26 protein-coding genes and 1 tRNA gene are annotated in these 25,793 nt (G+C 50.2%); all 27 read right to left on the reverse strand.

The genetic code is table 11. The features are described 5' to 3' along the window. Nucleotides 1-2: 2 nt before the first annotated feature. Complete coding sequence (locus WC592_04165; protein MFA4981646.1) at nt 3-458, reverse strand: phosphatidylglycerophosphatase A; 456 nt, start codon at nt 456-458, stop codon at nt 3-5. Then, nucleotides 442-1,032 (reverse strand): CDP-diacylglycerol--glycerol-3-phosphate 3-phosphatidyltransferase, encoded by a 591-nt coding sequence (gene pgsA, locus WC592_04170; GenBank protein MFA4981647.1) that lies wholly within the window; start codon nt 1,030-1,032, stop codon nt 442-444. The genes WC592_04165 and pgsA overlap by 17 nt, the downstream gene beginning before the upstream one ends. Before the next feature lie 46 nt (nt 1,033-1,078). Next, nucleotides 1,079-2,452: a 30S ribosomal protein S12 methylthiotransferase RimO gene (gene rimO / locus WC592_04175; protein ID MFA4981648.1), complete on the reverse strand. Its 1,374-nt coding sequence runs from the start codon at nt 2,450-2,452 to the stop codon at nt 1,079-1,081. Nucleotides 2,453-2,518: 66 nt separating this feature from the next. Then, nucleotides 2,519-3,361, reverse strand: coding sequence for a helix-turn-helix transcriptional regulator (locus tag WC592_04180; GenBank protein ID MFA4981649.1), 843 nt, complete (start codon nt 3,359-3,361; stop codon nt 2,519-2,521). Continuing rightward, the gene (locus WC592_04185) at nt 3,348-5,627 is read right to left on the reverse strand and encodes a DNA translocase FtsK (protein ID MFA4981650.1); all 2,280 of its coding nucleotides are present in this window, start codon (nt 5,625-5,627) and stop codon (nt 3,348-3,350) included. Before WC592_04185 ends, WC592_04180 begins: the two co-directional genes overlap by 14 nt. Before the next feature lie 10 nt (nt 5,628-5,637). Then, the gene (locus WC592_04190; GenBank protein ID MFA4981651.1) at nt 5,638-6,396 is read right to left on the reverse strand and encodes an undecaprenyl-diphosphate phosphatase; all 759 of its coding nucleotides are present in this window, start codon (nt 6,394-6,396) and stop codon (nt 5,638-5,640) included. A gap of 108 nt (nt 6,397-6,504) precedes the next feature. Beyond that, on the reverse strand, nt 6,505-6,954 hold the full coding sequence (gene dut, locus WC592_04195) for a dUTP diphosphatase (GenBank protein MFA4981652.1): 450 nt from the start codon (nt 6,952-6,954) through the stop codon (nt 6,505-6,507). Further along, nucleotides 6,951-8,999: a polyribonucleotide nucleotidyltransferase gene (pnp, locus tag WC592_04200; protein ID MFA4981653.1), complete on the reverse strand. Its 2,049-nt coding sequence runs from the start codon at nt 8,997-8,999 to the stop codon at nt 6,951-6,953. Before pnp ends, dut begins: the two co-directional genes overlap by 4 nt. A gap of 191 nt (nt 9,000-9,190) precedes the next feature. After that, nucleotides 9,191-9,460, reverse strand: a complete 270-nt coding sequence (gene rpsO, locus WC592_04205; protein MFA4981654.1) for a 30S ribosomal protein S15 — start codon at nt 9,458-9,460, stop codon at nt 9,191-9,193. A 54-nt stretch (nt 9,461-9,514) separates the two neighbouring features. Continuing rightward, nucleotides 9,515-10,447, reverse strand: a complete 933-nt coding sequence (locus WC592_04210) for a bifunctional riboflavin kinase/FAD synthetase (GenBank protein ID MFA4981655.1) — start codon at nt 10,445-10,447, stop codon at nt 9,515-9,517. A gap of 4 nt (nt 10,448-10,451) precedes the next feature. Further along, nucleotides 10,452-11,135 carry a tRNA pseudouridine(55) synthase TruB gene (gene truB, locus WC592_04215; protein ID MFA4981656.1) on the reverse strand — a complete coding sequence of 228 codons (684 nt, stop codon included), beginning with the start codon at nt 11,133-11,135 and terminating at the stop codon, nt 10,452-10,454. 12 nt (nt 11,136-11,147) lie between these two features. Continuing rightward, nucleotides 11,148-12,119 (reverse strand): bifunctional oligoribonuclease/PAP phosphatase NrnA, encoded by a 972-nt coding sequence (locus tag WC592_04220; GenBank protein ID MFA4981657.1) that lies wholly within the window; start codon nt 12,117-12,119, stop codon nt 11,148-11,150. Continuing rightward, a complete protein-coding gene (gene rbfA, locus WC592_04225) occupies nt 12,085-12,468 on the reverse strand; it encodes a 30S ribosome-binding factor RbfA (protein ID MFA4981658.1) in 384 nt (127 codons plus the stop codon). Before rbfA ends, WC592_04220 begins: the two co-directional genes overlap by 35 nt. 25 nt (nt 12,469-12,493) lie before the next feature. Beyond that, the gene (locus tag WC592_04230) at nt 12,494-15,109 is read right to left on the reverse strand and encodes a CBS domain-containing protein (protein MFA4981659.1); all 2,616 of its coding nucleotides are present in this window, start codon (nt 15,107-15,109) and stop codon (nt 12,494-12,496) included. A gap of 547 nt (nt 15,110-15,656) precedes the next feature. Further along, the gene (gene xerD / locus WC592_04235; protein MFA4981660.1) at nt 15,657-16,544 is read right to left on the reverse strand and encodes a site-specific tyrosine recombinase XerD; all 888 of its coding nucleotides are present in this window, start codon (nt 16,542-16,544) and stop codon (nt 15,657-15,659) included. Between the two features lie 9 nt (nt 16,545-16,553). Continuing rightward, entirely contained in the window at nt 16,554-17,198 is a 645-nt protein-coding gene (locus WC592_04240) for an MBL fold metallo-hydrolase (protein ID MFA4981661.1), read from the reverse strand. Then, nucleotides 17,167-17,682 carry a hypothetical protein gene (locus WC592_04245; GenBank protein MFA4981662.1) on the reverse strand — a complete coding sequence of 172 codons (516 nt, stop codon included), beginning with the start codon at nt 17,680-17,682 and terminating at the stop codon, nt 17,167-17,169. Before WC592_04245 ends, WC592_04240 begins: the two co-directional genes overlap by 32 nt. A gap of 26 nt (nt 17,683-17,708) precedes the next feature. Continuing rightward, nucleotides 17,709-19,721, reverse strand: a complete 2,013-nt coding sequence (gene ligA, locus WC592_04250) for an NAD-dependent DNA ligase LigA (protein ID MFA4981663.1) — start codon at nt 19,719-19,721, stop codon at nt 17,709-17,711. Then, nucleotides 19,718-20,443, reverse strand: a complete 726-nt coding sequence (locus WC592_04255; GenBank protein ID MFA4981664.1) for a metallophosphoesterase family protein — start codon at nt 20,441-20,443, stop codon at nt 19,718-19,720. Before WC592_04255 ends, ligA begins: the two co-directional genes overlap by 4 nt. Nucleotides 20,444-20,445: 2 nt before the next feature. After that, on the reverse strand, nt 20,446-20,718 hold the full coding sequence (locus WC592_04260; GenBank protein ID MFA4981665.1) for an acylphosphatase: 273 nt from the start codon (nt 20,716-20,718) through the stop codon (nt 20,446-20,448). A gap of 232 nt (nt 20,719-20,950) precedes the next feature. Beyond that, a tRNA-Pro gene (locus WC592_04265) sits at nt 20,951-21,027 on the reverse strand. Between the two features lie 385 nt (nt 21,028-21,412). Next, complete coding sequence (locus tag WC592_04270) at nt 21,413-21,748, reverse strand: exosortase system-associated protein, TIGR04073 family (GenBank protein ID MFA4981666.1); 336 nt, start codon at nt 21,746-21,748, stop codon at nt 21,413-21,415. Between the two features lie 114 nt (nt 21,749-21,862). Continuing rightward, entirely contained in the window at nt 21,863-22,516 is a 654-nt protein-coding gene (locus tag WC592_04275; protein MFA4981667.1) for a riboflavin synthase, read from the reverse strand. Continuing rightward, nucleotides 22,516-23,607, reverse strand: coding sequence for a bifunctional diaminohydroxyphosphoribosylaminopyrimidine deaminase/5-amino-6-(5-phosphoribosylamino)uracil reductase RibD (gene ribD / locus WC592_04280; GenBank protein ID MFA4981668.1), 1,092 nt, complete (start codon nt 23,605-23,607; stop codon nt 22,516-22,518). The genes WC592_04275 and ribD overlap by 1 nt, the downstream gene beginning before the upstream one ends. Before the next feature lie 144 nt (nt 23,608-23,751). Then, nucleotides 23,752-24,591, reverse strand: coding sequence for a PHP domain-containing protein (locus WC592_04285; GenBank protein MFA4981669.1), 840 nt, complete (start codon nt 24,589-24,591; stop codon nt 23,752-23,754). A gap of 73 nt (nt 24,592-24,664) precedes the next feature. Beyond that, a complete protein-coding gene (gene nusB, locus WC592_04290; protein ID MFA4981670.1) occupies nt 24,665-25,084 on the reverse strand; it encodes a transcription antitermination factor NusB in 420 nt (139 codons plus the stop codon). A 182-nt stretch (nt 25,085-25,266) separates the two neighbouring features. Beyond that, nucleotides 25,267-25,731, reverse strand: coding sequence for a 6,7-dimethyl-8-ribityllumazine synthase (gene ribE / locus WC592_04295; protein ID MFA4981671.1), 465 nt, complete (start codon nt 25,729-25,731; stop codon nt 25,267-25,269). Between the last annotated feature and the right edge of the window lie 62 nt (nt 25,732-25,793).

Consider the following 25,793-nt stretch of genomic DNA (forward strand, 5'->3'; position numbering starts at 1 on the left):
TTTTATACCTTAACGTAAATGTAGCGGAATATTAATTGCAGTAGAAGGTTTGTATATATTGCGGCAACTATGTCATCGAACATGACGCCCATCGATCCGGTCATTCTCTCCATCTGTTTCGCGGGTGGTATCTTCAATATATCGAATATCCTGAAAAGGAAGAATCCCAGGACCACAGCCAGCAGGCTGTAAGGCACAAAGAAGAGGCTCAAAAGCATGCCGCAGGCCTCGTCTATCACTATCATCCTTGAATCCTTGCGCCCGTATATATTCTCCGCCTCCCCCGCGAATATCATGCCCAGGATGAAGAGGAAAAATATGCAGAAGGCGTAAAGTATCTCGTTCTTCCTGACAAGAAAATATACCACCAGCCCTCCCAGGCTGCCCATCGTGCCCGGCATATAAGGAGAGTGGCCCAGATAGAAAAAGCTCGTTATCAGTTTAACCCTTTTTCGCATTGGTTATTACCTCCCTGTTTTTCATTAGAAAGGATACCCCGCTCGCCAATGTAAACGCAACCGTTATCAGCATGATAACATAGATAACGTTTGAATATATAAGCTCCGGACGCCCGCCCCAGAACCCGAATGCTGCTCTGCCGCCTTCTCTCAATATAAGGAATATAAGTATCACATATATCGAGAACATCTGCCAGACCGTCTTATGCCGTCCGCTTCCATCGGCGGGGATCACTCTTCCTTTAGTAAGCGCAAGCATCCGTATCCCGGTTATCGCAACCTCCCTGAAGACGATGACGATGACCATCCATGCCGGGATAATCCCCATTTCGACAAATACGAGGAAGGCCGACAGGACAAGAATCTTGTCCGCGACGGGATCCATCAGTTTTCCGAAGTCCGTAATCTGGTTGTTGCGTTTAGCGAGGAATCCGTCAAGGGCGTCCGTGATGGACGCTAAAAGGAATACGAGGAAAGCCGCCACTTTCGCCGCAAGGCCTGCCGACAATATTAAAAATATAAACGCGAAAGCGAGGATTATCCGCAGTATTGTAAGTTTATTCGGAAGGTTCACCCCGCCCTTCCTTTCTTGAGTTCCCGGCCCTCAGGAAGGGCGGGGTTCATACTTTTTTCCCGACCAGGTCGTACTCCAGCGCTTCGGTTATCCTGACATCGCAAAAACCGCCCACTTTTACGTTCTTGCCGGAAACGTGCGCCACGCCGTCCACCTCCGGGGCATCGCCCTGCGTGCGGCCTTCAAATATATCCTTCTCACCCTCCGTCTTATCATCAATCAGCACTTTGACCGTCCTGCCGATCAACCGTTTATTTTTGGAAAGCGAGATGCGCTGCTGCAGCTTCATGAGGCAGTCGAACCGCTCTCTCTTCACGCTCTCCGGGACCTGCCCTTTCATCTTCGCGGCCGCGGTCCCTTCCTCCCTTGAATAGATAAACGCGCCGCACCGCTCAAAAGCCGTCTCTTTCATAAAAGCCGTCAGTTCTTCAAAATCCCTGTCTGTCTCGCCGGGAAACCCGACTATTATCGAAGTCCTGAGGACCAGACCGCGAATGTCCTTCCTCAATTTTTCTATCAGGCGCGATATGTCCGCCCCGGTAGTCCGCCTGTTCATGCTTTTTAGGACCTTGTCCGAAATATGCTGTATCGGCAGGTCAAGATATTTACAGATCTTTTCTTCTTCACTTATGGCGGATATCAGCCCGTTCGTGTAGTGCGCGGGATGGGTGTACAAAATGCGGATCCACTCAACGCTGTTCTTAAGAGCGCATACCCTCCGCAACAACTCTTCCAGGCCCGCCTGCCACGCAAATGTTTTACTGCCGGCGGGCAGGCGCTTCTTGCCGTACCTGTCATAGCCGAACAGGGTCGTGTCCTGGCCGATCAGGTTCACCTCTTTCAACGTCCCCGAAACAGATAACTTCTTTATTTCGTTTATAACGGAATTTATCGGTCTCGACCTGAATGTGCCGCGTAACCGCGGGATTATACAATAACTGCAGTGGTTGCAGCAGCCCTCCGAGACCTTGACATAAGCGTAATGGCTCGGCGTCATCATATATCTCGGAGTATTTTCGCTGTAAAGATAATTTGGCGCGCGCGATACGTGGGACCTCGGCTTTCCGCCCTTAAGGTTTTTGATAAGCCGCGGCAGTTCAGGGAAATCGCTTGAGCCGAGGAAGAGGTCGACTTCGGGAAGTTCGTCGATTAGCTTCTCTTTATACAACTGCGGCAGGCATCCGCACACGACGATGCGCTTTATCCTGCCTTCTTTTTTCAGTTGGGATATTTCCAGGATCGCGTCGACCGACTCTTCCCTTGCCTGGCCGGTAAAGGAGCAGGTATTTATAACGCAGATATCTACTCCGCTCCCGACACCGGCAATCTTCAGACCCTGTTTTTTCAAAGAACCTGCTATCACTTCAGAGTCGAGCAGATTTCTGGCGCAGCCGAGGCTGATTATTCCGACTTTGATCATATGGACGTTACGTAATGTTAATTAAGGTTACGTAAGGTTACTTTTCTCTTGGTAACATTACGTAACCTATTTTACCCTTATCCCTTTTCTCGTGATCTCGATATTTTCGACGACGCCTTTCCCGGGAGAAAAAGATTGGCCGTTAAGGCTGAGTTCTATCGATTCGGCCTTAGCGACATAGATGTTAAAACTGTTTTTGGCGGTAAATGTCTCCACCGAGCCTTTTGGCATGACGCGTTTAAAGATCAGCCTGTCGTCGGCCTTCAACCCTATGAGGACAGCCTGTTTTACGGTCAGTGACAATTTTAACGGCGTATTTTTAGAAACTGTTATCCTGGGCGAGTCGGATCTATTGACTTCTTCTTTAGGGGCCTCTTTCCTGCTTGACGTTCTAGCCGGCGCCACATTAGACTTGCGCGCAGCAGTCTGCCTGGGAACAGTCTTTGCCGCCTTTACCGGCCTGGAGGCGTGGCTTAGCCTGACTTCTTTGAGGAAATGCACAGCTTTGTTCCAGACAAAAGCAAATATGAATACCACTACTATAAATATTATGACGGATCTTGCGAAACGCATGAGCCCGCCGATACTGAAGGACCTGTCTTCAAGCGGCGACGGCATGTTGATAACCTGGTTCTGTAATTCAGGGTGAACCGCCGCATAAGCCTTCTGCGTCTCTTTCTGGTCCAGACCCAAATACTGAGAATACTTTTTCAGGAAGCTCTTCACATACGTCGGCGTCAGCATTTCATCGCATCTTCCCTCTTCGAGAGCCCTGATGACGCTCGAATGTATGTGGGTATGCTTCTGGGTCTCCTCTATCGTAAGGCCCTTCTTTTCCCTGGCCTCTTTCAGCTTCTCGCCTAAGCCGGCCATGGAGATCGCGGTCGATTCAGTATTATTGGTTGCCACTTTTTGCCTGATACTCCTCTAATGTCATAAGCAGGTCCCTGGGCTTGGATCCCTGATAAGGGCCTACTATCCCTTCATCCTCCATCATGTCTATGAGCCTCGCGGCCCTTGTATACCCCAAACCCAGTCTTCTCTGCAGGACAGATACAGACGCCTGTCCCGTCTCCAGTATCATCTTCACTGCCTCTCCGTATACCTCGTCCTTCTCAAATTTCTTGAAACTCGTCTTCTTCTGGACTTCCAGTATGCCTTCGACGTATTCCGGCTGCCGCTGGCTCTTTATGAAGTTAGTTATGCTTTCGATCTCCTTATCGGAGATAAGGCTGCACTGCGCCCTGACTGGTTTTGCTGCGCCGGGTTCCACGAATAGCATGTCTCCTCTGCCCAGCAACTTGTCGGCTCCGTTCATATCCAGGACGGTCCTTGAATCGACTTTTGACGCGACCTTGAACGATATCCTGGCCGGGAAATTCGCTTTAATGACGCCGGTAATGACGTCGACCGACGGCCTCTGGGTAGCTATTATGATATGTATCCCAACCGCTCTTGAAAGCTGGGCCAGGCGCGTAATCGCCCCTTCGACATCGGCCTGCGCGACCATCATCAGGTCAGCCAACTCGTCGATTATTATAACTATATACGGCAGCCTCGCTCCGGCGCCATTGCCTGCCCCGCCCCTCGCCTCACTCCCGGCGGGGCCGAATTTAGCATTATAAAGGTCTATATTCCTTACACCGAATTTCGCGAAGAGCTCGTATCTCGAATCCATCTCGCTCACGACCCACGCAAGGGTGCTCTCCACCTTTTTGGTATCGGTCACAACCGGCGACAGTAGGTGCGGGAGACCGTTAAAAACGGCCAGCTCTACTCTTTTCGGATCGATCATTATGAATTTGACGTCTTCAGGCGTGGAATTATACAGCAGGCTCGTTATGATAGTATTGACGCAAACCGTCTTACCCGAACCGGTCGCGCCCGCGATCAGCAGGTGCGGCATAGTCGCAAGGTCCGCCACAACCGGCATGCCCGCTATATCTTTCCCTATACCGAGTTTCAACTTGGATCTCGAGTCCTTATATTCGGGTGAATCTATGACCTCCCTTAAATACACGAGCGCGCTCTTCGAATTCGGGACCTCAAAACCTACGGTGCCCTTTCCCGGTATTGGGGCCACTATCCTTACACTCTGGGCTTTCATCGCGAGAGCTATGTTATCGCCAAGCGAAGTGATCCTGTGGAGTTTGACGCCGGGCGCAAGCTCAAGTTCGTATCTCGTTATAACGGGCCCTTTGTTTATCTCCACGACCTTGCCTTCGATGTCGAAATCCCTCAATGTCTCCTCCAGGATACGGGCATTGCCTTCAAAATCATCTTTTATCTTCCTTGATTCCATAGGCGGCGGAGAATCCAGGAGATCCAGTCCGGGAAGTATATATTTTGCGACGGGCGCGGAGGCGGCTGCCATGGACGGGACTGCCGTTTTAACGGTCTCCTGGGACGGCGCCTTGACGGCTACCGCAACCCGCGGCGCGGGTTTTTTAACAACAACGTCTTTGCGCTCAGGCGGAAGGTTTATCCTGATAGGGACTTCCCTCTCGGGTTTCCGGGCGATCGGCGGCCTTGCAGCTTGCGCCGCGGATTGTTTTTCACCGTTAGCGATCTTTATAACCGGCTTCCTTACCGTAAATAAAGGCTTATCGCGCCGCTCCGCAGCGCGTTCATCCGCGTTCTCTCCAAAAGCCTTTAGCCTCCCAAATAGCCCGGTAAGAAAAGGCAGCAGCAGGAATTCTGTGGCGAGAAGCACGGATAACAGGAATAATACCGCTATAATAAGGAGCGCTCCGCCCCTGCCCAGATATTTTACCAGGAAATCAGAAAAGACCAGGCCGGCAACGCCGCCGAGGCTGAAACGGAAAGAGTTGTCTCCCTTACCTATCAAGGAAAATATGGAGCTTGAGGCAAGTATGAGGAAGAACGTGCCGAATATCTTGAAATATATCTTTTGAGGCGTAATGCCGGACAAACGCGCTACAGCCCATGAAAGTATGAGAAGCGGTATAACATATGAGCTAAGGCCCATCATGAAGATAAGGGCAGCGCCCAGGTAGACGCCGAAGAGCCCTGCAAAATTCCTGACCGGCACATTCGGCTTTGAAGTGAAAAGCTGTAGATCTGAAAAGCTGAAAGTGATGAGACTTATAAAAACGAGGATCGCCGCGGCGAATAATACGATAGCTTGTATCTCATTCCATCTTGTCTTGTCCATTTCTTATCTCCTAAAACCGCACAATCACAATGAGCCCGACAATGATGCAATATACGCCGAACATATAAAATTTGTCGCTCCTGGCCATCTTCAACAGAAGTTTTATGGCGATGAGGCCTACGCACATCGCCGCAAGCCCTCCGGCAATAAACGTCAGCGGATCCTGGCCGGTAAGAGCGCCCGCTATCTTCCTGGCCTTAAATACTATCGCCCCTAATACCGCGGGTATAGAGAGAAGGAATGAGAATCTTACGCATAACTCTTTATCCAGGCCCGCCAGGAACCCCGTAGCTATAGTAGCGCCGCTTCTTGATATTCCAGGAATTATCGCTATCCCCTGGGCAATTCCTATCAGTATAGAATCGGCTGCGGTCAACTCTTTCCTCGTCTCGATCTTCTTAGAAAACAACACCGACGCTATCAACCACGCCCCGGTCACAAGAAGCATGTATCCAACGACTTTCGGCGCCGCAAACAGCCTCTCCGCCATATCCTTAAAAACGATCGCGATGATGAAAGTCGGTATCGAGGCGATAACCAGGAACAGCAGAAGCTTCCTCTCTTTCCCGAAAAGGGCCAATATCTCTTTTCGGAAGAACGCCAGTACAGCGACAAGCGTGCCGAAATGAAGAAATATGTCAAAAGCTATCTTGGATTCCTTCAGACCGAATATGCCCTGCAGCGCCACAAGATGTCCCGAGCTCGATATAGGAAAAAATTCCGTTATACCCTGGACAATGCCGAGTATGATTGCCTGTGTAATAGTCATGCTGTAAGTTACGTAAGGTTATTGAAGGTTAAGTAAGGTTAGGGAACGTTACGTCGGCACCCTTACGTAACCTTACATAACATTCTCTACCCTTACGTAACATATTATTTAAGTCCCGCTATGCCCGAATCCGCCGTGCGATCTAGCGGTATCATCCAGTTCTTCCGTTTGCTTTACGTCGGCTCTGATGACCTCTTTTATGACCATCTGGGCGATCCGCATCCCCCGGCTTATTTTAAAAGGCTCTTTCCCGTGGTTTATCATTATGAGGCTCAATAGGCCTCTGTAGTCGGAATCTATCGTCCCGGGCGTATTGACCAGGCTTATGCCGTGTTTCAGGGCCAGCCCGCTTCGCGGCCTTATCTCGGCCTCGTAACCTTCCGGGATGCTTACATAAATGCCAGCCGAGATAAGTCTTATCTCGCCTGGCAATATGACAGCTTCAGCTTCGACGTCGGCCGCAAGATCCAACCCACTCGAACCCGCAGTGGCGTAAGCCGGCAACGGCAGGTCCTCGCAGCCATTCTTCTTTTTTATAAGGACATTTACTTTTTTCAACTCTTTTTGCGCCGGGAGGCGTTTTCATCGGACTCCGGCTTATAGTCGGGGTCAGCCTGTTTTTTAGACAGGTTCACCCTCCCCTGTTCGTCTATCTCTATTACCTTGACCGTGACCTCATCACCGACCTTCACTACGTCTTCGACGTTCTTCACGAACTTATTCGCCAGTTCAGAGACATGTATCAAACCTTCCTTGCCGGGCATAATCTCGCAAAAAGCTCCAAAGTTCATTATACGCTTTACCTTCCCGCTGTATATCTTTCCGACCTCCGGCTCTTCGACCATCCCCTTGACGATATTGACGGCCTTTTCTATCGCCGCGCCATCCTGCGAAGCTATCTGCACGACGCCGTCATCGTCTATATCTATGGTAACACCGGTATCCTGTATTATCTTCTTTATATTCTTTCCGCCCGGCCCTATGACCTCCCCGATCTTCGATTGACTTATCTTGAAACTGACTATATGAGGAGCGAATTGCGATATAACGCCTTTGGGCCCCGATATCGCCTCTGCCATCTTGTCCAATATGAAGAGCCTGGACCTCTTACCGATCTCGAGGGCCTTCTTTATGACCGACATGTCTATACCCTGGACCTTCAGGTCCATCTGAAGGGCCGTGATACCGTCTTTAGTCCCCGCGACCTTAAAGTCCATGTCGCCGTAATGGTCCTCGACCCCTCCTATATCCGTAAGAATGATCGGCTCTTTCCCATCCATAATAAGCCCTATCGCGATCCCGCTTACAGGCTTCGTTATCGGCACGCCCGCGTCCATCAACGAAAGCGAACTCGCGCATACCGTAGCCATGCTCGAAGACCCGTTCGACTCCAATATCTCGGACACTACCCTGACCGTATACGGGAAATTCTCTTTGTTGGGCATTACAGCCTTCAGCGCTCTTTCCGCTAACGCGCCGTGGCCTATCTCTCTCCTGCCGGGACCTCTCATCGGCCTGGTTTCTCCGACGGAGAACGGAGGAAAATTATAATGCAGCATGAAGCTCTTCTGCGTCTCGCCCTCGAGGGCGTCTATCATCTGCTCGTCGGCGCTCGTCCCGAGCGTCGTGACCGACAGGCTCTGGGTCTGTCCGCGCGTGAATAGTCCCGATCCATGCGTCCTCGGCAGCACTCCGACCTCACACGTAATCTGCCTGATCTCATCGAAACGCCTGCCGTCTACGCGCTTCTTCTTCTCTATAATGAACTTACGCACCGCCTCTTCTTCTACAACGCTTAAGGCATTCTTGACGTCCTTCTCGCTGTATCCGGAATCTTCCGTGGCCAGCTTCTCCATCAGCTCCCTGGAGAGGTTGTCCATCGCTTCTTCCCTCTGCTCCTTGGTGCCGAGTATATTTATGTCGTTAAGTTTAGCGGCGGAGAATTTCTTAACCTCGGCGATAAGCTTTTCGTCTATCTTATAGAACGTTACTTCCCTCTTTTTCTTTCCGCACGCTTTTATCATCTTCTCCTGAAGATCCAGTATGGGCTGCAGGCTCTCATGCCCGAACTTGATCGCGGCGGCGAGGTCATCTTCGCTTATCTCGTTCGAACCCGACTCTACCATAATTATCGCGTCCCTCGACCCTGTCACTACAAGGTCCAGGTCGCTTGAGTTCAATTCCTGGAATGTCGGATTGATCACGAACTTCCCGTCAATCCTGCCCACTCTGACAGCCGCAATGGGTCCGCTGAACGGGATATCGGATATCGAAAGCGCCGTCGAAGCTCCTACCATGGCCAGGACATCGGAATCGTTCTCCCCGTCGCTCGACACCACTATGGCGACCAGCTGCACTTCATTGATAAAACCTTCAGGGAATAGCGGCCTGATCGGCCTATCCATCAACCTTGCTGTAAGTATCTCTTTTTCAGACGGCCTCCCCTCACGCTTGAAAAATCCTCCAGGGATCTTCCCGGCGGCGTATGTCTTCTCCTGGTATTCGCAGGTAAGAGGGAAGAAGTCGATATCCTCCCTCGGTTTCTTTGAGCATACGGCGGTTACCCACAACAGTCCCACCGAGCTGGACCGTGCATGCCCCATCGGCCTGCTTGGCCATCCTGCCGGTCTCTATCACCAATTCAGACTGCCCTAATTTAGTTTCGAATTTTTGTACCATTTTTTTCCTTTTCTTTGAGCGCAGATGACCGCAGATTAAAAGATAAAGATGACCACGGATCTGTGATCATCTGCAAACATGTAAATGACTCTACTCTTCCGATAGTCTAAGGTTATTATTTCCTCAGGTCCAACTTCTTGATAATATCCTGGTACCCTTTCGCGTCTGAACGCTTGAGGTACTCGAGGAGCCTTCTTCTCACGCTTACCATGCGAAGCAGACCCTGCCTCGAGTGATGGTCACGCTTGTGGTTCTTAAAATGCCCTGAGAGGGAGTTGATCCTCTCGGTAAGCAGCGCGATCTGGACGCTCGGCGAACCCGTGTCCTTTTCGTGTCCCTTAAAGGTCTTTATTATCTCTTTCTTCTTCTCTTTAACCAATGCCATTTTGCAATACCTCGCTTTTGCGTTATATTAACATATTCCTAAAATTTTGTAAAGTTATTTATATAATAATTTCTTGGCGGCCGTCACATCCTGTCTTATGCGTCTCATCAGTTCGCCGCGGTCGCTGAACTTTAACTCATCCCTTATCTTCTTTACAAACGATATTTCGAGATCCCTTCCGTAGATATTGCCGGTGAAGCCGAATATATGCGCTTCTATCGCGGTCTCCTCGTCCCTGGAGCCGTAAAAAGTCGGCCGTACGCCTATGTTCAGCACACCCCTGTATGTCTTGCGGCCCAGGCGGACGGTAACGGCATATACGCCTGCCGGCGGCACGGCTTCATGGTGAGGGTTCACATTGGCTGTAGGATAGCCCAGCGCCCTTGCGATCCGGGAACCGCTGACTACCGTGCCGAGCACTGAAACAGGTCGGCCCAATATCCTGGAAGCGCCGGCAAGGTCTCCTTTTAATATTAGATCCCTGGCAAGGCTCGAGCTGGCTATCCGCCCCATTACCATGACCGGCCTTACCTCTATTACTTTTACGCCTAGAGACAGGGCCATATTCTTAAGCTTGCCGGTCCCTGCCTTCGCGCCCTTGCCGAAATAAAAATTCTCTCCGGCGTATATATATTTTACGCCTAGCCTGCCGGCCAGGACATCTTTAAGGAATTTCTCCGGCGAGAGACCGGAAAAATGTCTCGTGAATTTCAACACCACCGATATGTCCACCCCGCGTTCGGCTATGAGCCTCATCCTGTGATCCAGCGAAATAAGGCTGGGCACGTTGGGCCGGGGATACAGGACCTTTGCAGGATGAGGGTCGAACGTCAGGACGATACTCTTTAACCCCGAAGCCCTGGCGCGGGAAACGGCCATATCTATGATCTTCTTATGCCCGATATGGACCCCGTCGAATACGCCTATGGTCGCGACCGACCCGCATACGGGCTTCTCGATATGATGTAAACCGTATATTACTTTCATAAATTCAACCCGCGCAATTAACGAGCCTCTTCTCCAGATCACCCATCCCGGAACCCAACAGCTCGTCCATCTTGACGGCCTTATCTATCGTAAAAACGCCCGACCTCATCCTCTTCAGCTCGGAAAGATACGCGCCGCTGCCAAGAGATGCTCCGATATCCGCGCATAATTGCCGGACATACGTCCCCTTGGAACACGTGACGCTAAAATTGACCTTGGGAAGTTCTATCCTGGTTATATCGAACCGCTTGATATGGACCTTTCTCGGCTCACGCTTCACTTCTATTCCTTTTCGCGCAAGTTCATAAAGTTTCTTGCCCTGCAGTTTCACAGCCGAATACATCGGCGGCAGCTGCTCGATCTCTCCCATAAAACCGGCAAAGGCCTTCTTGACGTCCTCTTCTTCTATGTCCGCCGTTCTCCCGCCAGGAGTTATTTTACCCCACGCGTCGAGTGTATCCGACGTCGCGCCCAGGACGAGCGAGCCCTCGTAATCCTTGTCGTCGGAAATGAAACGCCCCGATAACTTCGTGCACTTCCCGATCAGCAGGACGAGGACGCCTGTCGCCATCGGGTCGAGCGTCCCGGCGTGGCCGGCCTTCTTAACCCGGAATTTTTTCCGCACGAGGTCCACGACGTCATGGCTCGTCATCCCCTGAGGTTTGTCTATTACCAGTATACCGTCCATACTTTTCCCTTTTTACTTTTTACTTTTACCTTTCATTAGTTCCTCTTCCACCTTCGCCAATACTTTCTCCTCGGCGCTTTCGAGGTTCTCGTCTATCATGCATCCCGACGCTTTGACATGGCCGCCGCCGCCGAAATAAGAGGCGATCTTGTTGACGTCGATTTCGCCTTTCGACCTGAAACTCACATTGATCCTGCCGCCCGCGTCTTCCTTGAATATCACCGCGACTTTCACCTTGTCGATAGACCTGGCGTAGTTCACGAACCCTTCGGATTTCGCCGTATCGGCACCGGTCTCACGCAGCATCTTATTCGTTATCTCGAGATACGCCACGTCCCCCGTTTTGTTCACTTTGAGCGTCGACAGGGCCATGCCGAGAAGTTTTATGTCCGCGATGGAGCGGCGCTCGTATACATTCTCCGAAACCTGCGCCGGCTCGAGCCCATACCCGAGCAGCTCGCCCGCTATCTCATGCGTGATCTTCGAGGTGTTGTCGTAATTAAATGAGCCCGTATCGGTCAATATCGCTATGTAAAGGCACAACGCCGTTTCTTTCGTCAGCTTCACCCTTGCGTCCTTGAAAAGCTTGTATACCATCTCTCCGGCGGAACTGGCGTTCGCATCGACCCAGTTTACCGTTCCAAATTTCTCATTGGAGATGTGGTGGTCTATATTTATAATTACCCCGTATTTGGAAATCATATCCTTGACCCGGCCCGTCCTTTTCAGTGTGGGGCAATCGACGACAATGGCCGCGTCAAAATCAGGGGCGTTCTCGACATCATTCGATATCTCCCCGACCTTGGGAAGGAATTTATAATGATCCGGCACAGGATCGCTGTCGACTATTGTCCCATTTTTGCCCAGGCCGGCCAGGAGCTCTTTCATGGCAAGCTGGCTGCCGATCGAATCGCCCTCGAGATTGACGTGAGCGGTTATCAGGAACTTGTTATGCTTCTTTATCGCCTCTATTATCTTCTTCATTGGTTTTCTCCCTTTTGATTTTATCCAATATATCGTATATCTCCTGCGCGCGCCCAAGCGATTCATCTATCTTGAATTCTATTTGCGGCATGAATCGCAGTTTTATCTTTTCCGAAAGCAATCCTTTAATATATCCTTTAGCGTTGTTAAGGCCTTTAAGCGCCAGATGCCTGTCTTTTGACTCACCTAAAACGCTGAAATATACGCGGGCGTAACGAAGGTCTTTGGTCAATTCGACTTTTGTGACCGTCAGGAAACCTATCCTTGGGTCCCTTATCTCGGACTGCAGGATCTTGGATATCTCCTGTCTTATAGCTTCCTGCACCCTTCCGGGCCTTTGTGTGCTCATGTTATTCTCCGGATTTGCATTTAACTTACACGCATCTTCTTTTTACCAGCCTGCCCGCATATGCCAGTTCATCTTTTTTAGTTTTCAACAGGCCGTTTATCCTGGCGTCCAGGACCTTATCCAGGATCAGCTTGAAATCAGGGCACGGCTTCATTCCCATCGATTTCAGATCGTCGCCCTTGATCCTTATCTTGGTCCCATTGTACTTCCGGAAAAAATCTTCGATCCGCGACCTGGCCTTCTTTGAGCCGGACCTCGCCATAATCAACAATATCACCTCAAAAGAAAGCGGTTCCAGCAGGTTATATACCGTGCTCGACTGGACCGCGTTCGCCGGCATCAGGGCTTTACTCACCTTATCCGCCGATTCTTTATATGAAAGTATCCTTATGGTATCGCCTCTCCTGAAGACAAACCTGCCGCACATTGCCGCAACGTCTTTATAGCTTATCTCCTCAATGAGGGCCATGAGATAAATTATCCATTTATCTATATTCCTCTTTTTGAAGATAGCCCTGTCATACCAGCGGCAGGTCTTCTCTATCGACCTGTATAAATTAATGATGCGCCTGTCCCATCTTATGCCCGGGTGAAGGAACCGCAATTCGTCGAGCTCCGCCATTCTCCTCAACGCCTTGAAAGGCTCTTCTTCTTTAAGGATCAGCACGACCTCGTCCCGTATCCTCTGAGGTTCGACCTTATCAAACATCTCGAGGCTGATGGCGTGTTTTATGAGGTCCTCGGTATGGGAATCTATTATGAAACCGAATCTCTGCTCAAAACGGACGGCCCTGAATATCCTGGTCGGGTCGTCTATGAAACTCCCGTCGTGCATAACCCTTATGCGTCCGCGCGCCAGGTCTGCCTCGCCGCTAAAAAAGTCGACCAGCCGGCCGAAGCTCGCCTTATTCAGGCTTATTGCCATCGCGTTTATCGTGAAATCTCTGCGCACAAGATCGTTCTTCAGGGAGCTGAATTCCACAGTGGGAAGGGCCGCGGGCCGTTCATAGACCTCTTTCCTCGCAGTGGCAAGATCTATCTTCAACCTGCCCTTCGTAATGACGGAACATGTCCCGAACCTCCTGTGCGCCACAAGCGAAGCCTTGAGGTCGCGCGCGAGGACGCGCCCCAATTCTATCGCCGCGCCTTCAACTACTATATCGAGGTCCAGGTTCTTGACCCCCAGCATCAGGTCCCTCACGAGCCCGCCTACGCAAAAAGCGCCGTAGCCCAACGAATTCGCTTTCCTGCCTATCTTCCCCAGGAGCGTCATTATCTCCCCGGGAAGGAGCGCGCTCATCTTCTTAGACATATTCACGACTACCTGTTTTTTCACTGCGTGCGGCTTAAGAAAAAGGCTGTCGTGTATATTCCTCAGGATATCGGTCCTGTTTATAACTCCCACCACGCGCTTATTGCTCATCACGGGAATGACCCCGATATCATGCTCCGATACTATCTTCCTGACGGCATGCAGGGGAGTGCCCGGTTTTACGCTCACTATATTCCTCGACATGTAACCTTTTACGCGGGAATGGCCGAGGCCGCCCTTATCCGCCTTATTCAGGCAGTCCGGCGTTATTATACCGACCACCTTGCCGTTGTCCATGACCGGCATCCCGCCGAGCTTTGTATCTGAAAGCGCTTTCCTTGCAGTATCTATGCTGTCATTTACGGAAAGGGCCTTTACTTCTTTTGACATCACATCCTTAGCGTAGCTCCTGACTTTTATATTATCTTTCAATACTTTCATAAGCTTGTCCCTTACTGCGCCTATGTCGGTATCGCGTATCTTGGCGCTCGCGGCGCCCGGATGGCCCCCTCCGCCGAAATGGGCCATTATCTTATTTACATCTACTGCCTGCAGGGAACTGCGCGCTATGATATCCACTCTTCTTCTCGGGCTGTTAACCAATACGAACAGCACAGGGATGTTCTCTATCTCCATCAGCTTATGCATGATCATGCCGAGCTCGCCTGCGTAACTTTCGCTGTCGAGCTCGATAAGCGAGACATTTACGCCTTTGGCCACTATCCTTTTCGTCCCACTGATCAATTTTGTCAACATCGAAAGCTCGCCCTCGGACAGCTCCCTGTTGAGATAGCTGGAGACCACAGATAAGCTGGCGCCCTGGGACAGCAGAAAGCTAACCATATCGACGTCGAGTTTGGTCGTTATCCTGTAAGTAAGGGATCCTGTCTCTTCATATATTCCGAGGAGCATTATGGTCGCTTCCAGAGGCGACAGCCTGACGCCTCTCCTCTTCAGCATATCGGCTAGCATAGTGACCGTTGCGCCGACCTCCTCGGATATGTCTTTGTCCGCGACTATATCGCCTTTCATCCTGGGATGGTGGTCAAAAACGTGGACCTCGACGCCTTTATCCAGCAGGCTCGCCGCTATGCCTATCCTCGACTTGTGGCGCGTATCGACGAGGACGAGCCTGTCGACATCATCGAGGGAGCACTCTTTCTCTGACTCCACCACTATCTGCTCTTTGGCCAGCGAGAGGAATTCCCTTACGGATCTTTCCTGCGATCCGGGCAGGAGGAGCCGCGCGTCAGGATAGAGCCTCTTCGCCGCGACGAGCGACCCCAGCGCGTCGAAATCAGCGTTCATATGTGTGGTGATCAGATCCATAATTTCACTCTAATTTTCCAAGTTCCTTCTGCTCAAACCTAAGCACTGAAAATATTCGCTCATTATGAAATTTTTCCAACCTATCCCCAATGGCCATCTCGGCCGTGGGCTTCGCCTAATTTTGCTTTCAAGAATGATCAGTTTTGTAGAAATTAATCCGTTTTATTCAGTTCTTATGGATACCCTGCTCCAATATGCTTTGGGTAATAGCTATAATCTTAGCAAAATTTACGGCTCCCGCCTGCCAGCAAGATACTCTTTCAGGCGGGCAGGGAACTTGCGGGCGGTTCCCGGAGATGCTTTTAACCAGTCTCCTAACAAAAATATCTTCGCTCGGACTGCAGGGGCAGATAACGGCAGGTTGCCCTTGAGGCGTTATATTTTGCCGACACCGCGCTACACCCAAACTCCTTAAAGCCTTTGTTTCCATAACGGCAAGATTAAAATCCATAATTAACACTAACCTATATAATATTGACGGCAAAATTAGCCGAAAGGGCGCCTGCCGTTAAGCTGCCCTGTGGCGGGGCGAAAAATTTCATTCTCTTCATGCTCTCGGGTGAAATTGTCTGTGTATCGACTTAAGCCTCTCTTTATCTATATGCGTATATAATTGGGTTGTCGATATATCGGAGTGTCCCAGCAACTCCTGCACCACCCTTAGATCGGCGCCTTTTTCCAGAAGATGCGTCGCGAAGCTGTGCCTCAGCGTATGCGGCGTTATCTCTTTCTTTATCCTCGCCTGCTTAGCGTACTTCTTTATCATCTTCCAGAACGATTGCCTCGAGATCTTCCTACCCAGCCTCGACAGGAAGAGATGATTATCTTCACGCTTCTTAAGGAGGCGGGCTCTCGTCTTTTCTAGATAACGCGCAATGGCTTCCTGCGCCTTCTTGCCTATAGGCACAAGCCTCTCTTTATCGCCCTTGCCTCTGCATTTTATTATTCCAACATCCAGGTTGAGATCCTCTTTTCTGACTTCTACCATCTCCGAGACACGCATTCCGGCCGCGTACATAAGTTCCAGCGCGGCCTTGTCCCTTATACCCATCCAATCCCTGATATCCGGTGCGGAGATGAGCCTGTCGACCTCGGCGATATTCAGCACGTTCGGAAGCGTCTTGATCAGTTTAGGCGACTCAAGTATACCGGCAACATCGTCTTTGGCAAGGCGTTCCTGCACCATGAATTTGTAAAACATCTTTATCGCCACAAGCGCCCTGGATATGGAGTTACTGGATATGCCTTTATCTTTCATGTAAAGAAGGTAGTCGGATATATCCTGCCTCTTGACCCTATCGATATCTTTGATGCCCCTGGCCTCAAGCCGGGCCGCAAAATGGACCAGGTCCGCTTTGTAAGCGGCTGTTGTGTTTTTGCTCAGGCCGCGTTCGACAGAAAGGTAATTCAGGAACTCGTCTATCAATACTTGCATTCTATCTCCTCACTCGGCAATGAATGGATTCCCTGCCTTCTCAGCCTCTATAGTAGACGGCCCGCCGTGCCCGGGATATATCTCCGTATCATCGCTATAGATAAGAAGCCTCTTCTTTATCGAGTCGATCAGGGCGCGGCCATCGCCGTATGGAAAATCAGTGCGTCCTACGCTCTGTTGAAAAAGCGCGTCTCCGGTAAATATCACATCTTCGAGTTTTAACGATATCGACCCCGGCGTATGTCCGGGCGTATGTATCACCTCTAACGTCAGTCCGCCGAGCCCTAGCTTATCGCCATCTTCCAGCAACTTCGCCGCCGGCCTGGAAACTATATTAAATAAAAAGGCGCGCGACATGTTCTTTACAGGGTCCGCGAGAAAATCCTTATCGAGCTTGTGTATATATAATGGGACGTCAAATGAATCGTTGGCCGCTATATGGTCGGCGTGCCCGTGCGTATTTATTATAAATTTCAACCGGAACCCGTTCTTATCTAAGGCCTTTTTCAGGATGTCCGGGTCGGCGCCCGGATCTATCAGGCAAGCCTCTTTAGTGGCCGGATCCGCCACAAGGTAGCAATTTGTCTCCAGTGGCCCCACTACAAAATTTTGTATAAATAATTTATTTCTCGTTCTCGGACTCCTCTTCGGCATCGGGTTCTTTCCTGATATAGTCTTTTACTTTCGTGTATTTGAATTCCCTCTTTATGGCGCGGTCTTCCCGCTCAAGCGTCATCAAGACATAGTTCTTATTGAACTGCGTGAGGTCCTCCTTAAATATGATCTCCTTGACCTTTACTAACTTATCAATATGGCCCCCCAACCTGTCGGCCTTTTCCGGCAGGAGCAGGTTCTGCATATCTTTAAGATTGTTCACAGACTCTTCTACGCACTTCACGTCTTTTTTGTGGTTCTTCCCGAGGGTCTTTATGAGCTCGGAATGCCACGAGTCCCAATACGAGAAATGCTTTTTATACAGCTCCGGAGCGGGCTTCTTGTAATACATCTTTGTCTGGTATATCTTGGGTATCTTCACTACGGCCTTCTTCTTTCGGGTGAATTTCTTCTTGAGGGTCTCGCAACCCGTAAGATTCGCCAACAGACAAACGACCAGCAGCGCACTCAATAATTTTCTCACATCATCACCTCGCGTTTAGCAAAGCTTCAACCTACAATCTTTCTGAAATCATCCTCCGAAATAACCTTTACGCCCATGGCCTTCGCCTTATCCAGCTTTGAGCCGGGCTCAACGCCCGCCACCAGAAAATCGGTATTCTTGCTTACGCTCGAAGACGGGCTTCCTCCCAGTTTTCTCACCAGTTCTTCCGCCGCGGATCTCGAGAACGATCTCAGCGTGCCTGTAATTACTATCGACTTGCCTTCAAGTTTACCGCCGCTCTTCAGGGACGATGACTGCGACATACGAAGCCCTGCGTCCTCCAATTTCTTCAGTATCTTAAGATTATTTTTATTATGGAAAAAATTATATATCGATCCCGCCATCACCGGACCGATCTCTTTGATATCCGTCAGCTCCTGTATATCCTGCTCTTCCAGTTTTTTCATGGAACCGAAATGCTCTGCCAGTATCCAGGCGGCGTTCTCGCCCACATGCCGGATACCTAACGCGAATATAAGACGGTTGAGGTCGTTGGACTTACTCTTTTTTATGGCGTCTATCAGGTTCCCGGCGTTCTTCCTGGCCATCCTTTCCAGTTTTTCTACATCTGCGGCCCTCAGGGAGTATATATCACCGTAATCTTTTATAAGGGCCTTGTCGACGAGCTGGTCGACGATCGCGTCCCCCATGCCGTCGATCTCCATGGCATTACGCGACGCGAAATGGAGGACCGCCTCCTTTATCTGCGCCGGACAGCCCGCGTTCTCGCACCTTATCGCGACCTCTTCTGGCAAACGCGACAACTTCGAGCCGCAGACAGGGCATTTCACCGGTATACGGAACGTCTTTTCGGCCCCGGTCCTCATCTGCTTAGCGACACTGAGGACCTTTGGGATTATCTCGCCGGATTTTTCCACGTATACCTTATCGCCTATCTTCGCATCGAGCCTCTCTATCTCGTCAAAATTATGCAGGGTCGCTCTCGACACGGTCGTACCCGAGAGATGGACGGGTTTTAACAAAGCTACGGGAGTTATCGTCCCGGTCCTTCCGACCTGCACAATTATATCTTTTATTTCGGTCAATGCCTTTTCAGCCGGGAATTTATACGCTATCGACCAACGCGGGCTCTTGGACGTAAAGCCTAACCTCTGCCGCTGTCCGAGATCGTTCACCTTAAGGACCATGCCGTCTATTTCGCAATCGAGCTTCTCTTTCGCGTTTTCCCATGAATCGCAGTATGCGATGACTTCATCGATCGTCCTGCAGAGCTTATAGTGCGGATTCACCCTGAAACCGCAACTCTTCAAATAATCGAGGACCTCTATGTGCGTCCTGAAGTCGATGCCTTCGTAATGGCCTATGCCCCATACATAGATATCGAGCCCGCGCGCCGCTGCTATTTTCGAGTCAAGAAGCTTAAGCGAGCCGGCAGCGGCATTCCTGGGGTTGGCGAAAAGCTCCTCGTTCGCCTTCTCTTTTTCGCGGTTCAGTTTTTCAAAAGCTTTCTTTGCCATATATACTTCGCCGCGGACCTCTATCGCTTTAGGGACGCTCTTTGCTTCATCCCTGAAAACCAGCGGTATGGAACGTATGGTCTTCAAATTGGCCGAGACATCGTCCCCTTTTTCGCCATCCCCCCTGGTCGCGCCCAATGACCATCTCCCGTCTTCGTAAAGCAGCGATATGCTGACACCATCGAATTTCAACTCAACGACATATTCGACGTCTTCGCTTTTCAGGTTCTTCCTTACCCTCTTATCGAAATCTCTTATCTCTTCCGCGGAATAGGTATTATCGAGACTGAGCATGGGGGCTATATGCTTCACAGTCCGGAATTCTTTTACGGGTTCCCCGCCGACGCGCATCGACGGCGAATCCGGAGTGATAAGCTCAGGATGCGCCTCTTCCATGTCTTTCAATTGCCTGTAAAGACCGTCGTATTCCCGGTCGGATATCTCGGGCTTATTCAGGACGTAATACAGGTGGTCGTGCCGCCTGATCGTATCCTTTAATTTTTCGATCTTATCTTTAATCTCTTTCGAAGCCATCTTCATCTTCCTTCGGCTAATCTGTCGGCAAGCATTGTGGGAAGCCCGGCCTTCAATATCTTGACCTGGGCAGATTTGATATCATAAGGAACCCTCCTTATTTCAAATACCGCGCTTTCCGTATCGTAAATTACAAATGACGCCCTCGGATCCCCGTCGCGCGGCTGCCCTATGCTTCCGGCATTAACTATATACTTTTCACCCCGCACCGCCTTCTTTGAGTTACTAACAAACTCCATCCTGCCTTTATCGGTATAGAATATACCCGCAACATGAGTGTGGGCCGCGAAGCAGATCGGCGCTTTCATGATCTTCATTACGGCAGAGGCCTGTTTACTGTCCCATATATAATTAAATCCGGCCGGATTATAGAGCGAGCCGTGAACGAGAGCAAAAGAGCCATCCTCATGTACAACATCGAACGATCTCAGGTAATCAAGTTCATCGCCATCCAGGACGCTCTTCGTCCAGGCAACTGCTTTTGCGACATAGTCGTTGAAGTAGCTCTCATCCAGCAGGCCTAATACTCCCCACTCATGGTTTCCGCTTATCAATATCTTCGGCCGTATAGACCTTAAAAGCTTTAAGCACTCTTTCGGATCGGCCCCGTAACCTACTACATCGCCTATGAAAAGAAATTCGTCTATCTTCTCTTTGGAAAGGGCTTCCAGCACAGCCCGGAACGCCTCCAGGTTGCCATGTATGTCGGATATCAGGGCATAGCGCATGGTTAGAACCTTACGTCGAACCCGACGAACTCGCCGGTCGCTTCCACCGTTTCTTGATCAACGTCGCGGATGTATTCTTTAAAGACGGATGCGATCTTTTGTAAAAACGCATCGAGGTCTGCCTTCTCGCCTTCACAGACAACTTCAACACGGCCGTCATCCAGGTTCTTCGTCCATCCGGTTATACCCATGACGCTAGCGGCCCGTTCAGCCGTAAACCTGAAACCGACGCCCTGGACAGAACCCGAATAATATATATGGAGGCGTTTTTTCATTTAAGGTAGAAAAAGAATGGATATTAGCAAAAAACTTGTCCTACGAAGCTCTACCGCAGTTTGACTGCCTCAAGAGCGAAGTAGGATGGTCGGGGCGGACGGATTTCCCTACGCGCGCACCTTACGTGTTCGCGCTTCGGGCCGGCCAAATTCCTGCCGGGCCAGAGGCCCTTCCCCTCCCTATTCGGTCGGCGGAATTTGGCTTCAAATCCATACACTCTTCCGACTTAAATGGTCGGGGCGGACGGATTTGAACCGTCGACCTCTTGGTCCCGAACCAAGCGCGCTAGCCAGCTGCGCTACGCCCCGTAAAATGATCAAAAATGTAACACTACGAAATTCAGAAAACAAATCTTATTACGAATATCAGGGTTATAAACTTACAAGCTCGTGGCCTCAAACTAATCGCGCTAGCCTCCGCCTAAACCCGACTCTAAACAACTCATGGCGGATCCGCCTTCGGCGGAAGCTGCGCTACGCCCCGTGAAATTTTCGATAGAAAATTTCATCCCGAGGTTGCGATGAATAAGAGCAACCGAGGGACTACATCATCTCTTTTTACGTAGTTAACATAATAACATATATTATAATTATGGGCAAACGAAAAAGACCTACGAGGTGCAATGAGTTTAAGTGATTGCTCCTCGTAGGTCTGTTCAAAGGGTTAGACTGACGGTTACCTCAGCTTGCGTGTTTACCAGTTTTCCTCTTCAAAGAAAAATTCCGGGTCTACCAGTATGGGCGTATAGTCCTTAGGAAACGGGAGCGGGAACGTGGCTACTTCATAAACACCGACGACAACGCGTATGCCCATCTTGCCGATACCTTTCAGAACGCCCCATGTACTGGCAGCCGCAGGGCCTTCCGAATTATTGACCCTGGATATTTGCAGAGGCAGTTCGAACGGGCAGGTAACAACATTGCATAATCCGCGTCCCAGCTTTTTTATAGCGTCTCCGCAATACGCAGGAGTTGTAAATAATACAGATAATAAAAATATAAGACCGGCAATCAATAATATTTTCCTCATTGAGGACCTCCGATTTGCTGTCATCACACTCAAGCAACAAGGGACTACCTTTTGTTCTAATATAGCATATGAACGCATGATTTACAAATATTTATTTATTACCCGGGCGCTCTGCTAAAACCCTTTTTCCCTTAAAAATTTTTCGTTAAGAATAGGATTTTTCTTCGATCCGTTTACATCCTGACCAGCCAGATATTTTGCAATATATTTTCCTATGACGTCGAATTCAATATTCACTTCATCTCCCGGATGCTTTGATCCGAGAGCAGTATTTCCGAGCGTATGCGGTATTATATATACTTTGAATGAATTTTCGGAAGGTTTGGCCACCGTCAGGCTTATGCCATCTAACGCGATAGAGCCTTTTTCAACGATGAGATTTGAATATTTGGCAGGCATGTTTATCTCCAACATAAATTCGCCGGAAAATTTTAGCATATTTTTTATCTTACCAATACAATCTATATGCCCCAGCACAAAATGCCCACCGAGCGCGTCGTCAGTCCTCAGGGAATCTTCAAGATTAACAAGGTCGCCCCGCTTCAATCCTTCCAATCCCGATTTTCTTAACGTCTCCGCCATTACATCGAAAGCGAGCGTGCCATTCCTCTTTTCTACAACCGTCAAACAAGCGCCGTTAACAGCAACGCTATCGCCTATGACGACACGACCGCATATATCTTTGGCGGATACATCGAGCCTGCGCGTCTTGCCTGATCCGCCAAAACTCCGGACCGTACCCAATTCTTTTATTATACCGGTAAACATTACCTTGCCCTCGCCTCTATCAAGACGTCTTCCTCAAACCTCTTTATTTTTATATCCCGGAGCATCACCGCTTTACTCATCTTTCCAACGCCCAAACCTTCGACGGCTGTCACGGCATCTCTGCCTCCGACTATCTTAGGGGCGATAAAGAATAGGAACCTGTCGGCCAGCCTTTCTTCTATCAGGCTGGCAGCCAATTCCCCGCCGCCCTCGACCAGTACGTGTGTTATGTTAAGAACGCCTAATATCCTGAAGAGGTCTTTCAAATCGACTCTTCCGCCTTTTGCCTTCGCCCGCAGGAAATTTACACCTTTAGCCTTGTAAAGCCTGGTTTTCCGTTCCGGCATGTTCTTAGTAGTCGCTATGATGACCGGAGAAACGGCAGTAGTAGAAAATATCTTGGCCTTCAGAGGCGTCTTGACATGGCTGTCGACTATTATCCTTATCGGCTCTTTGCCGGATGACGCCCCGCTCAAGAGCGTGGGATCGTCCTTTGCCGCGGTGTTGGATCCCGTCATGACGGCGTCCACCCTCCCCCGAAGCCCCCTGACATAATGTCTGGCGTCTTCAGACGTTATCCACTTTGAGTCGCCCGTCCTTGTAGCTATCTTACCGTCAAGCGATTCCGCCATCTTAAGAGTTACAAACGGCATGCGTGTACTTATAAATTTAATATAAGGACTGTTCAGATCCCGCGCTTCCTGCTCTAAGACGCCGACGGTGCACTCTACTCCGGCCTTCCTTAATTTCCTGAAGCCTTTACCGTTATTTATAGGATTGGGATCTCTCATAGCAGCCACTACTTTTTTTATTCCGTGCTCAATAATCGCGGCGGTGCACGGCGGCGTCCTTCCGAAATGGTCACAAGGCTCGAGAGTGACGTAAAGGATAGCGCCCTTTGCTTTCGAACCGGCCTGTCTTAAAGCAATAACTTCGGCGTGCGGCGCTCCGCACTTCTTATGGTATCCGCGGCCGACTATCCTGCCGTTCCTGACAATGACCGCGCCGACGGCCGGGTTGGGGCTCGTCAAACCTTCGGCCTTCCGGGCCAGGTCCAGGGCTATACGCATGTATTCATCGTGGGCATTCATAACACGAAACCTTCAGTCTGACCATTTGAGCAGACCTACGAGGAGTGATTACTTTAACTCGTCACACCTCGTAGGTCTTTTGTTTGGCATTGACCTGCGAGGTCGAACCGGTTTAAGTAATTCGTCCTCGCAGGTCTAAACTAGTTACTTTCTATTCTCAGCCTTTATTCTGTCCGCCTCCGCTTTTAGCTTATCCACCAGTTCATATGGGACTCTTGTAGTGCCGATCAGGACCCTGCCTTTGCCCAGGCCATGGCAATCGGAACCGCCTGAGGCAAGAAGCCCGTACATCTTCGCGATCTCTTCGTAATGCCTGGTCACTGTAGGCGTGTGGTCTGTATGGTAAACCTCGATGCCTTTCAATCCGTATCCTATAAGTTCCGGGATATGCTCGTCCTTGCACATTATTCCCGGATGGGCCAGGACAGGCACGCCCCCGGCTTTCAATATCAGCCCTATCGCCTCCTGAGGAGTAAAGGCAATGTTCGAAACATAACACGGCTTTAAAAAACCTATATATTTATCGAACGCCTCTTTCAGCCTCTTTATCTTTCCTGTCCTCAGCATAGCCTGGGCTAAGTGCATCCGTCCGACCGAACCTTTGCCGGATATTTTAAATACATCGCCGGCGTCCATCCTGACGTTTTCCTGCGCCAGTTTGGCGACCATCTTGTGTATGCGTTCTATCCTGATGCCCTGGATCTCTTTGAGCCGCTTCCGGAGCCACTCCTGTTCCCAATCGATGAAATACCCGAGGAGGTGTATCTCGGCGTCGGGTTTTTCCACTGTAAGCTCTATGCCGGGCACTATTTCGACTCCGGACCGCAGCCCGAGCTCCGTACACGGCCCTATCCCGTCTATCGAATCGTGGTCGCATATCGCTATGGCGGCCAAAGCCTTGTTGCTTGCCGTAGCTACGACCTCTTCGGGCGAGAACGTAGAGTCGGAATAGAATGTGTGTATGTGCAGGTCGGCATATTTCATGGTTCGATTCGCTCCGCTCGCTCACCATTACCCTGAGTAAGGCTATTATTTGAATAGAGGCCGCGTCGAAGGGTCATTTGGCCGGTTTTCTTTCTGTCTTGTTGATATTGTCGAGGACTCCATTAACGAACTTCCCGGAATCCGTGTCCCCGTATTTCTTCGCGATATCGATCGCTTCATTTATCGATACCTTGGGCGGTATCTCTTCCATATAGATAAGCTCATATGTGGCGAACCGCAGCACGTTCCGGTCTATGACGGCGATCCTCTTCAGTTCCCAGTTCGTCGTATGTTCGGATATCAGGGCGTCTATCGCCTCTCTGTTCTTGATGACGCCGCGAACGAGATTCTCGGTAAATGTCCTGACCTGCGGCTCCATAACATCGCTGTTCTGCCAGTAGTTGTCGACGCACTTCTGCGGGTCCTCGTTCGTTATGTCTATCGCGTAGAGTATCTTAAGCGCGCATTCTCTGGCTTTGGTCCGTTTTCTCATAGTCAGAATACTCCTTGAGTGATTAAGCGATTCTGAAGTCAGACACTCTTGGCGATTCTATAAGCAAACTCTCGCAGCGATTAAGTAAAAACTTATTGATTTTAACCCAGACTTAATCACTTAATCGCTGACTCACACTAACTCAAAATCGCCAAGCGAATCTAACCGAAGAATCACTTCTATTATATTTTCTCCCACAAACTCGCCATCTCGATCGCCGATAATGCGGCGTCGCGGCCCTTGTTGCCGTCCTTGGTACCGGCCCTTTCGATGGCCTGCTCCAGGTTGTCGGCTGTAATCACACCGAATATACACGGCGTTCCGGTATCGAGCGAAACCTTGGCCACGCCTTTTGCCGCCTCGCTCGCAACGAATTCGAAATGCGGCGTTGCGCCCCTTATAACCGTACCAAGGCATATGACCGCGTCATACTTTTTCGACTTTGCCAGTTTTAACGCAACTATCGGTATCTCGAAAGCGCCCGGCACCCAGACCACATCCTGGCTATTATCGACCGCGCCGTGCCTGGCCAGAGTGTCGAGGCACCCTTCCAGGAGCTTCGACGATATGAATTCGTTAAAACGCGATATCACTATCGCGAACTTCTTCCCTTTCGCCATCAAGTCAGACTTTATTACATTTGCCATGCTTCACCCTCCGATTTGTTGTTATCTCACTCTTACAAATCGTCCCGAGCCACAATAATCGA

Source organism: Candidatus Omnitrophota bacterium (assembly GCA_041648975.1).
Taxonomy (GTDB): domain Bacteria; phylum Omnitrophota; class Gorgyraeia; order 2-01-FULL-45-10; family 2-01-FULL-45-10; genus JAQUSE01.

Bases quoted from the DNA above. Each gene is read 5' to 3' on its own strand.
- WC592_04165 (MFA4981646.1), bottom strand. From the start codon at position 458: ATGCGAAAAAGGGTTAAACTGATAACGAGCTTTTTCTATCTGGGCCAC.
- rimO (MFA4981648.1), bottom strand. From the start codon at position 2,452: ATGATCAAAGTCGGAATAATCAGCCTCGGCTGCGCCAGAAATCTGCTC.
- WC592_04185 (MFA4981650.1), bottom strand. From the start codon at position 5,627: ATGGACAAGACAAGATGGAATGAGATACAAGCTATCGTATTATTCGCC.
- WC592_04190 (MFA4981651.1), bottom strand. From the start codon at position 6,396: ATGACTATTACACAGGCAATCATACTCGGCATTGTCCAGGGTATAACG.
- pnp (MFA4981653.1), bottom strand. From the start codon at position 8,999: ATGGGGCATGCACGGTCCAGCTCGGTGGGACTGTTGTGGGTAACCGCC.
- rpsO (MFA4981654.1), bottom strand. From the start codon at position 9,460: ATGGCATTGGTTAAAGAGAAGAAGAAAGAGATAATAAAGACCTTTAAG.
- WC592_04210 (MFA4981655.1), bottom strand. From the start codon at position 10,447: ATGAAAGTAATATACGGTTTACATCATATCGAGAAGCCCGTATGCGGG.
- truB (MFA4981656.1), bottom strand. From the start codon at position 11,135: ATGGACGGTATACTGGTAATAGACAAACCTCAGGGGATGACGAGCCAT.
- WC592_04220 (MFA4981657.1), bottom strand. From the start codon at position 12,119: ATGAAGAAGATAATAGAGGCGATAAAGAAGCATAACAAGTTCCTGATA.
- rbfA (MFA4981658.1), bottom strand. From the start codon at position 12,468: ATGAGCACACAAAGGCCCGGAAGGGTGCAGGAAGCTATAAGACAGGAG.
- WC592_04230 (MFA4981659.1), bottom strand. From the start codon at position 15,109: ATGGATCTGATCACCACACATATGAACGCTGATTTCGACGCGCTGGGG.
- xerD (MFA4981660.1), bottom strand. From the start codon at position 16,544: ATGCAAGTATTGATAGACGAGTTCCTGAATTACCTTTCTGTCGAACGC.
- WC592_04240 (MFA4981661.1), bottom strand. From the start codon at position 17,198: ATGCCGAAGAGGAGTCCGAGAACGAGAAATAAATTATTTATACAAAAT.
- ligA (MFA4981663.1), bottom strand. From the start codon at position 19,721: ATGAAGATGGCTTCGAAAGAGATTAAAGATAAGATCGAAAAATTAAAG.
- WC592_04255 (MFA4981664.1), bottom strand. From the start codon at position 20,443: ATGCGCTATGCCCTGATATCCGACATACATGGCAACCTGGAGGCGTTC.
- WC592_04260 (MFA4981665.1), bottom strand. From the start codon at position 20,718: ATGAAAAAACGCCTCCATATATATTATTCGGGTTCTGTCCAGGGCGTC.
- WC592_04270 (MFA4981666.1), bottom strand. From the start codon at position 21,748: ATGAGGAAAATATTATTGATTGCCGGTCTTATATTTTTATTATCTGTA.
- WC592_04275 (MFA4981667.1), bottom strand. From the start codon at position 22,516: ATGTTTACCGGTATAATAAAAGAATTGGGTACGGTCCGGAGTTTTGGC.
- ribD (MFA4981668.1), bottom strand. From the start codon at position 23,607: ATGAATGCCCACGATGAATACATGCGTATAGCCCTGGACCTGGCCCGG.
- WC592_04285 (MFA4981669.1), bottom strand. From the start codon at position 24,591: ATGAAATATGCCGACCTGCACATACACACATTCTATTCCGACTCTACG.
- nusB (MFA4981670.1), bottom strand. From the start codon at position 25,084: ATGAGAAAACGGACCAAAGCCAGAGAATGCGCGCTTAAGATACTCTAC.
- ribE (MFA4981671.1), bottom strand. From the start codon at position 25,731: ATGGCAAATGTAATAAAGTCTGACTTGATGGCGAAAGGGAAGAAGTTC.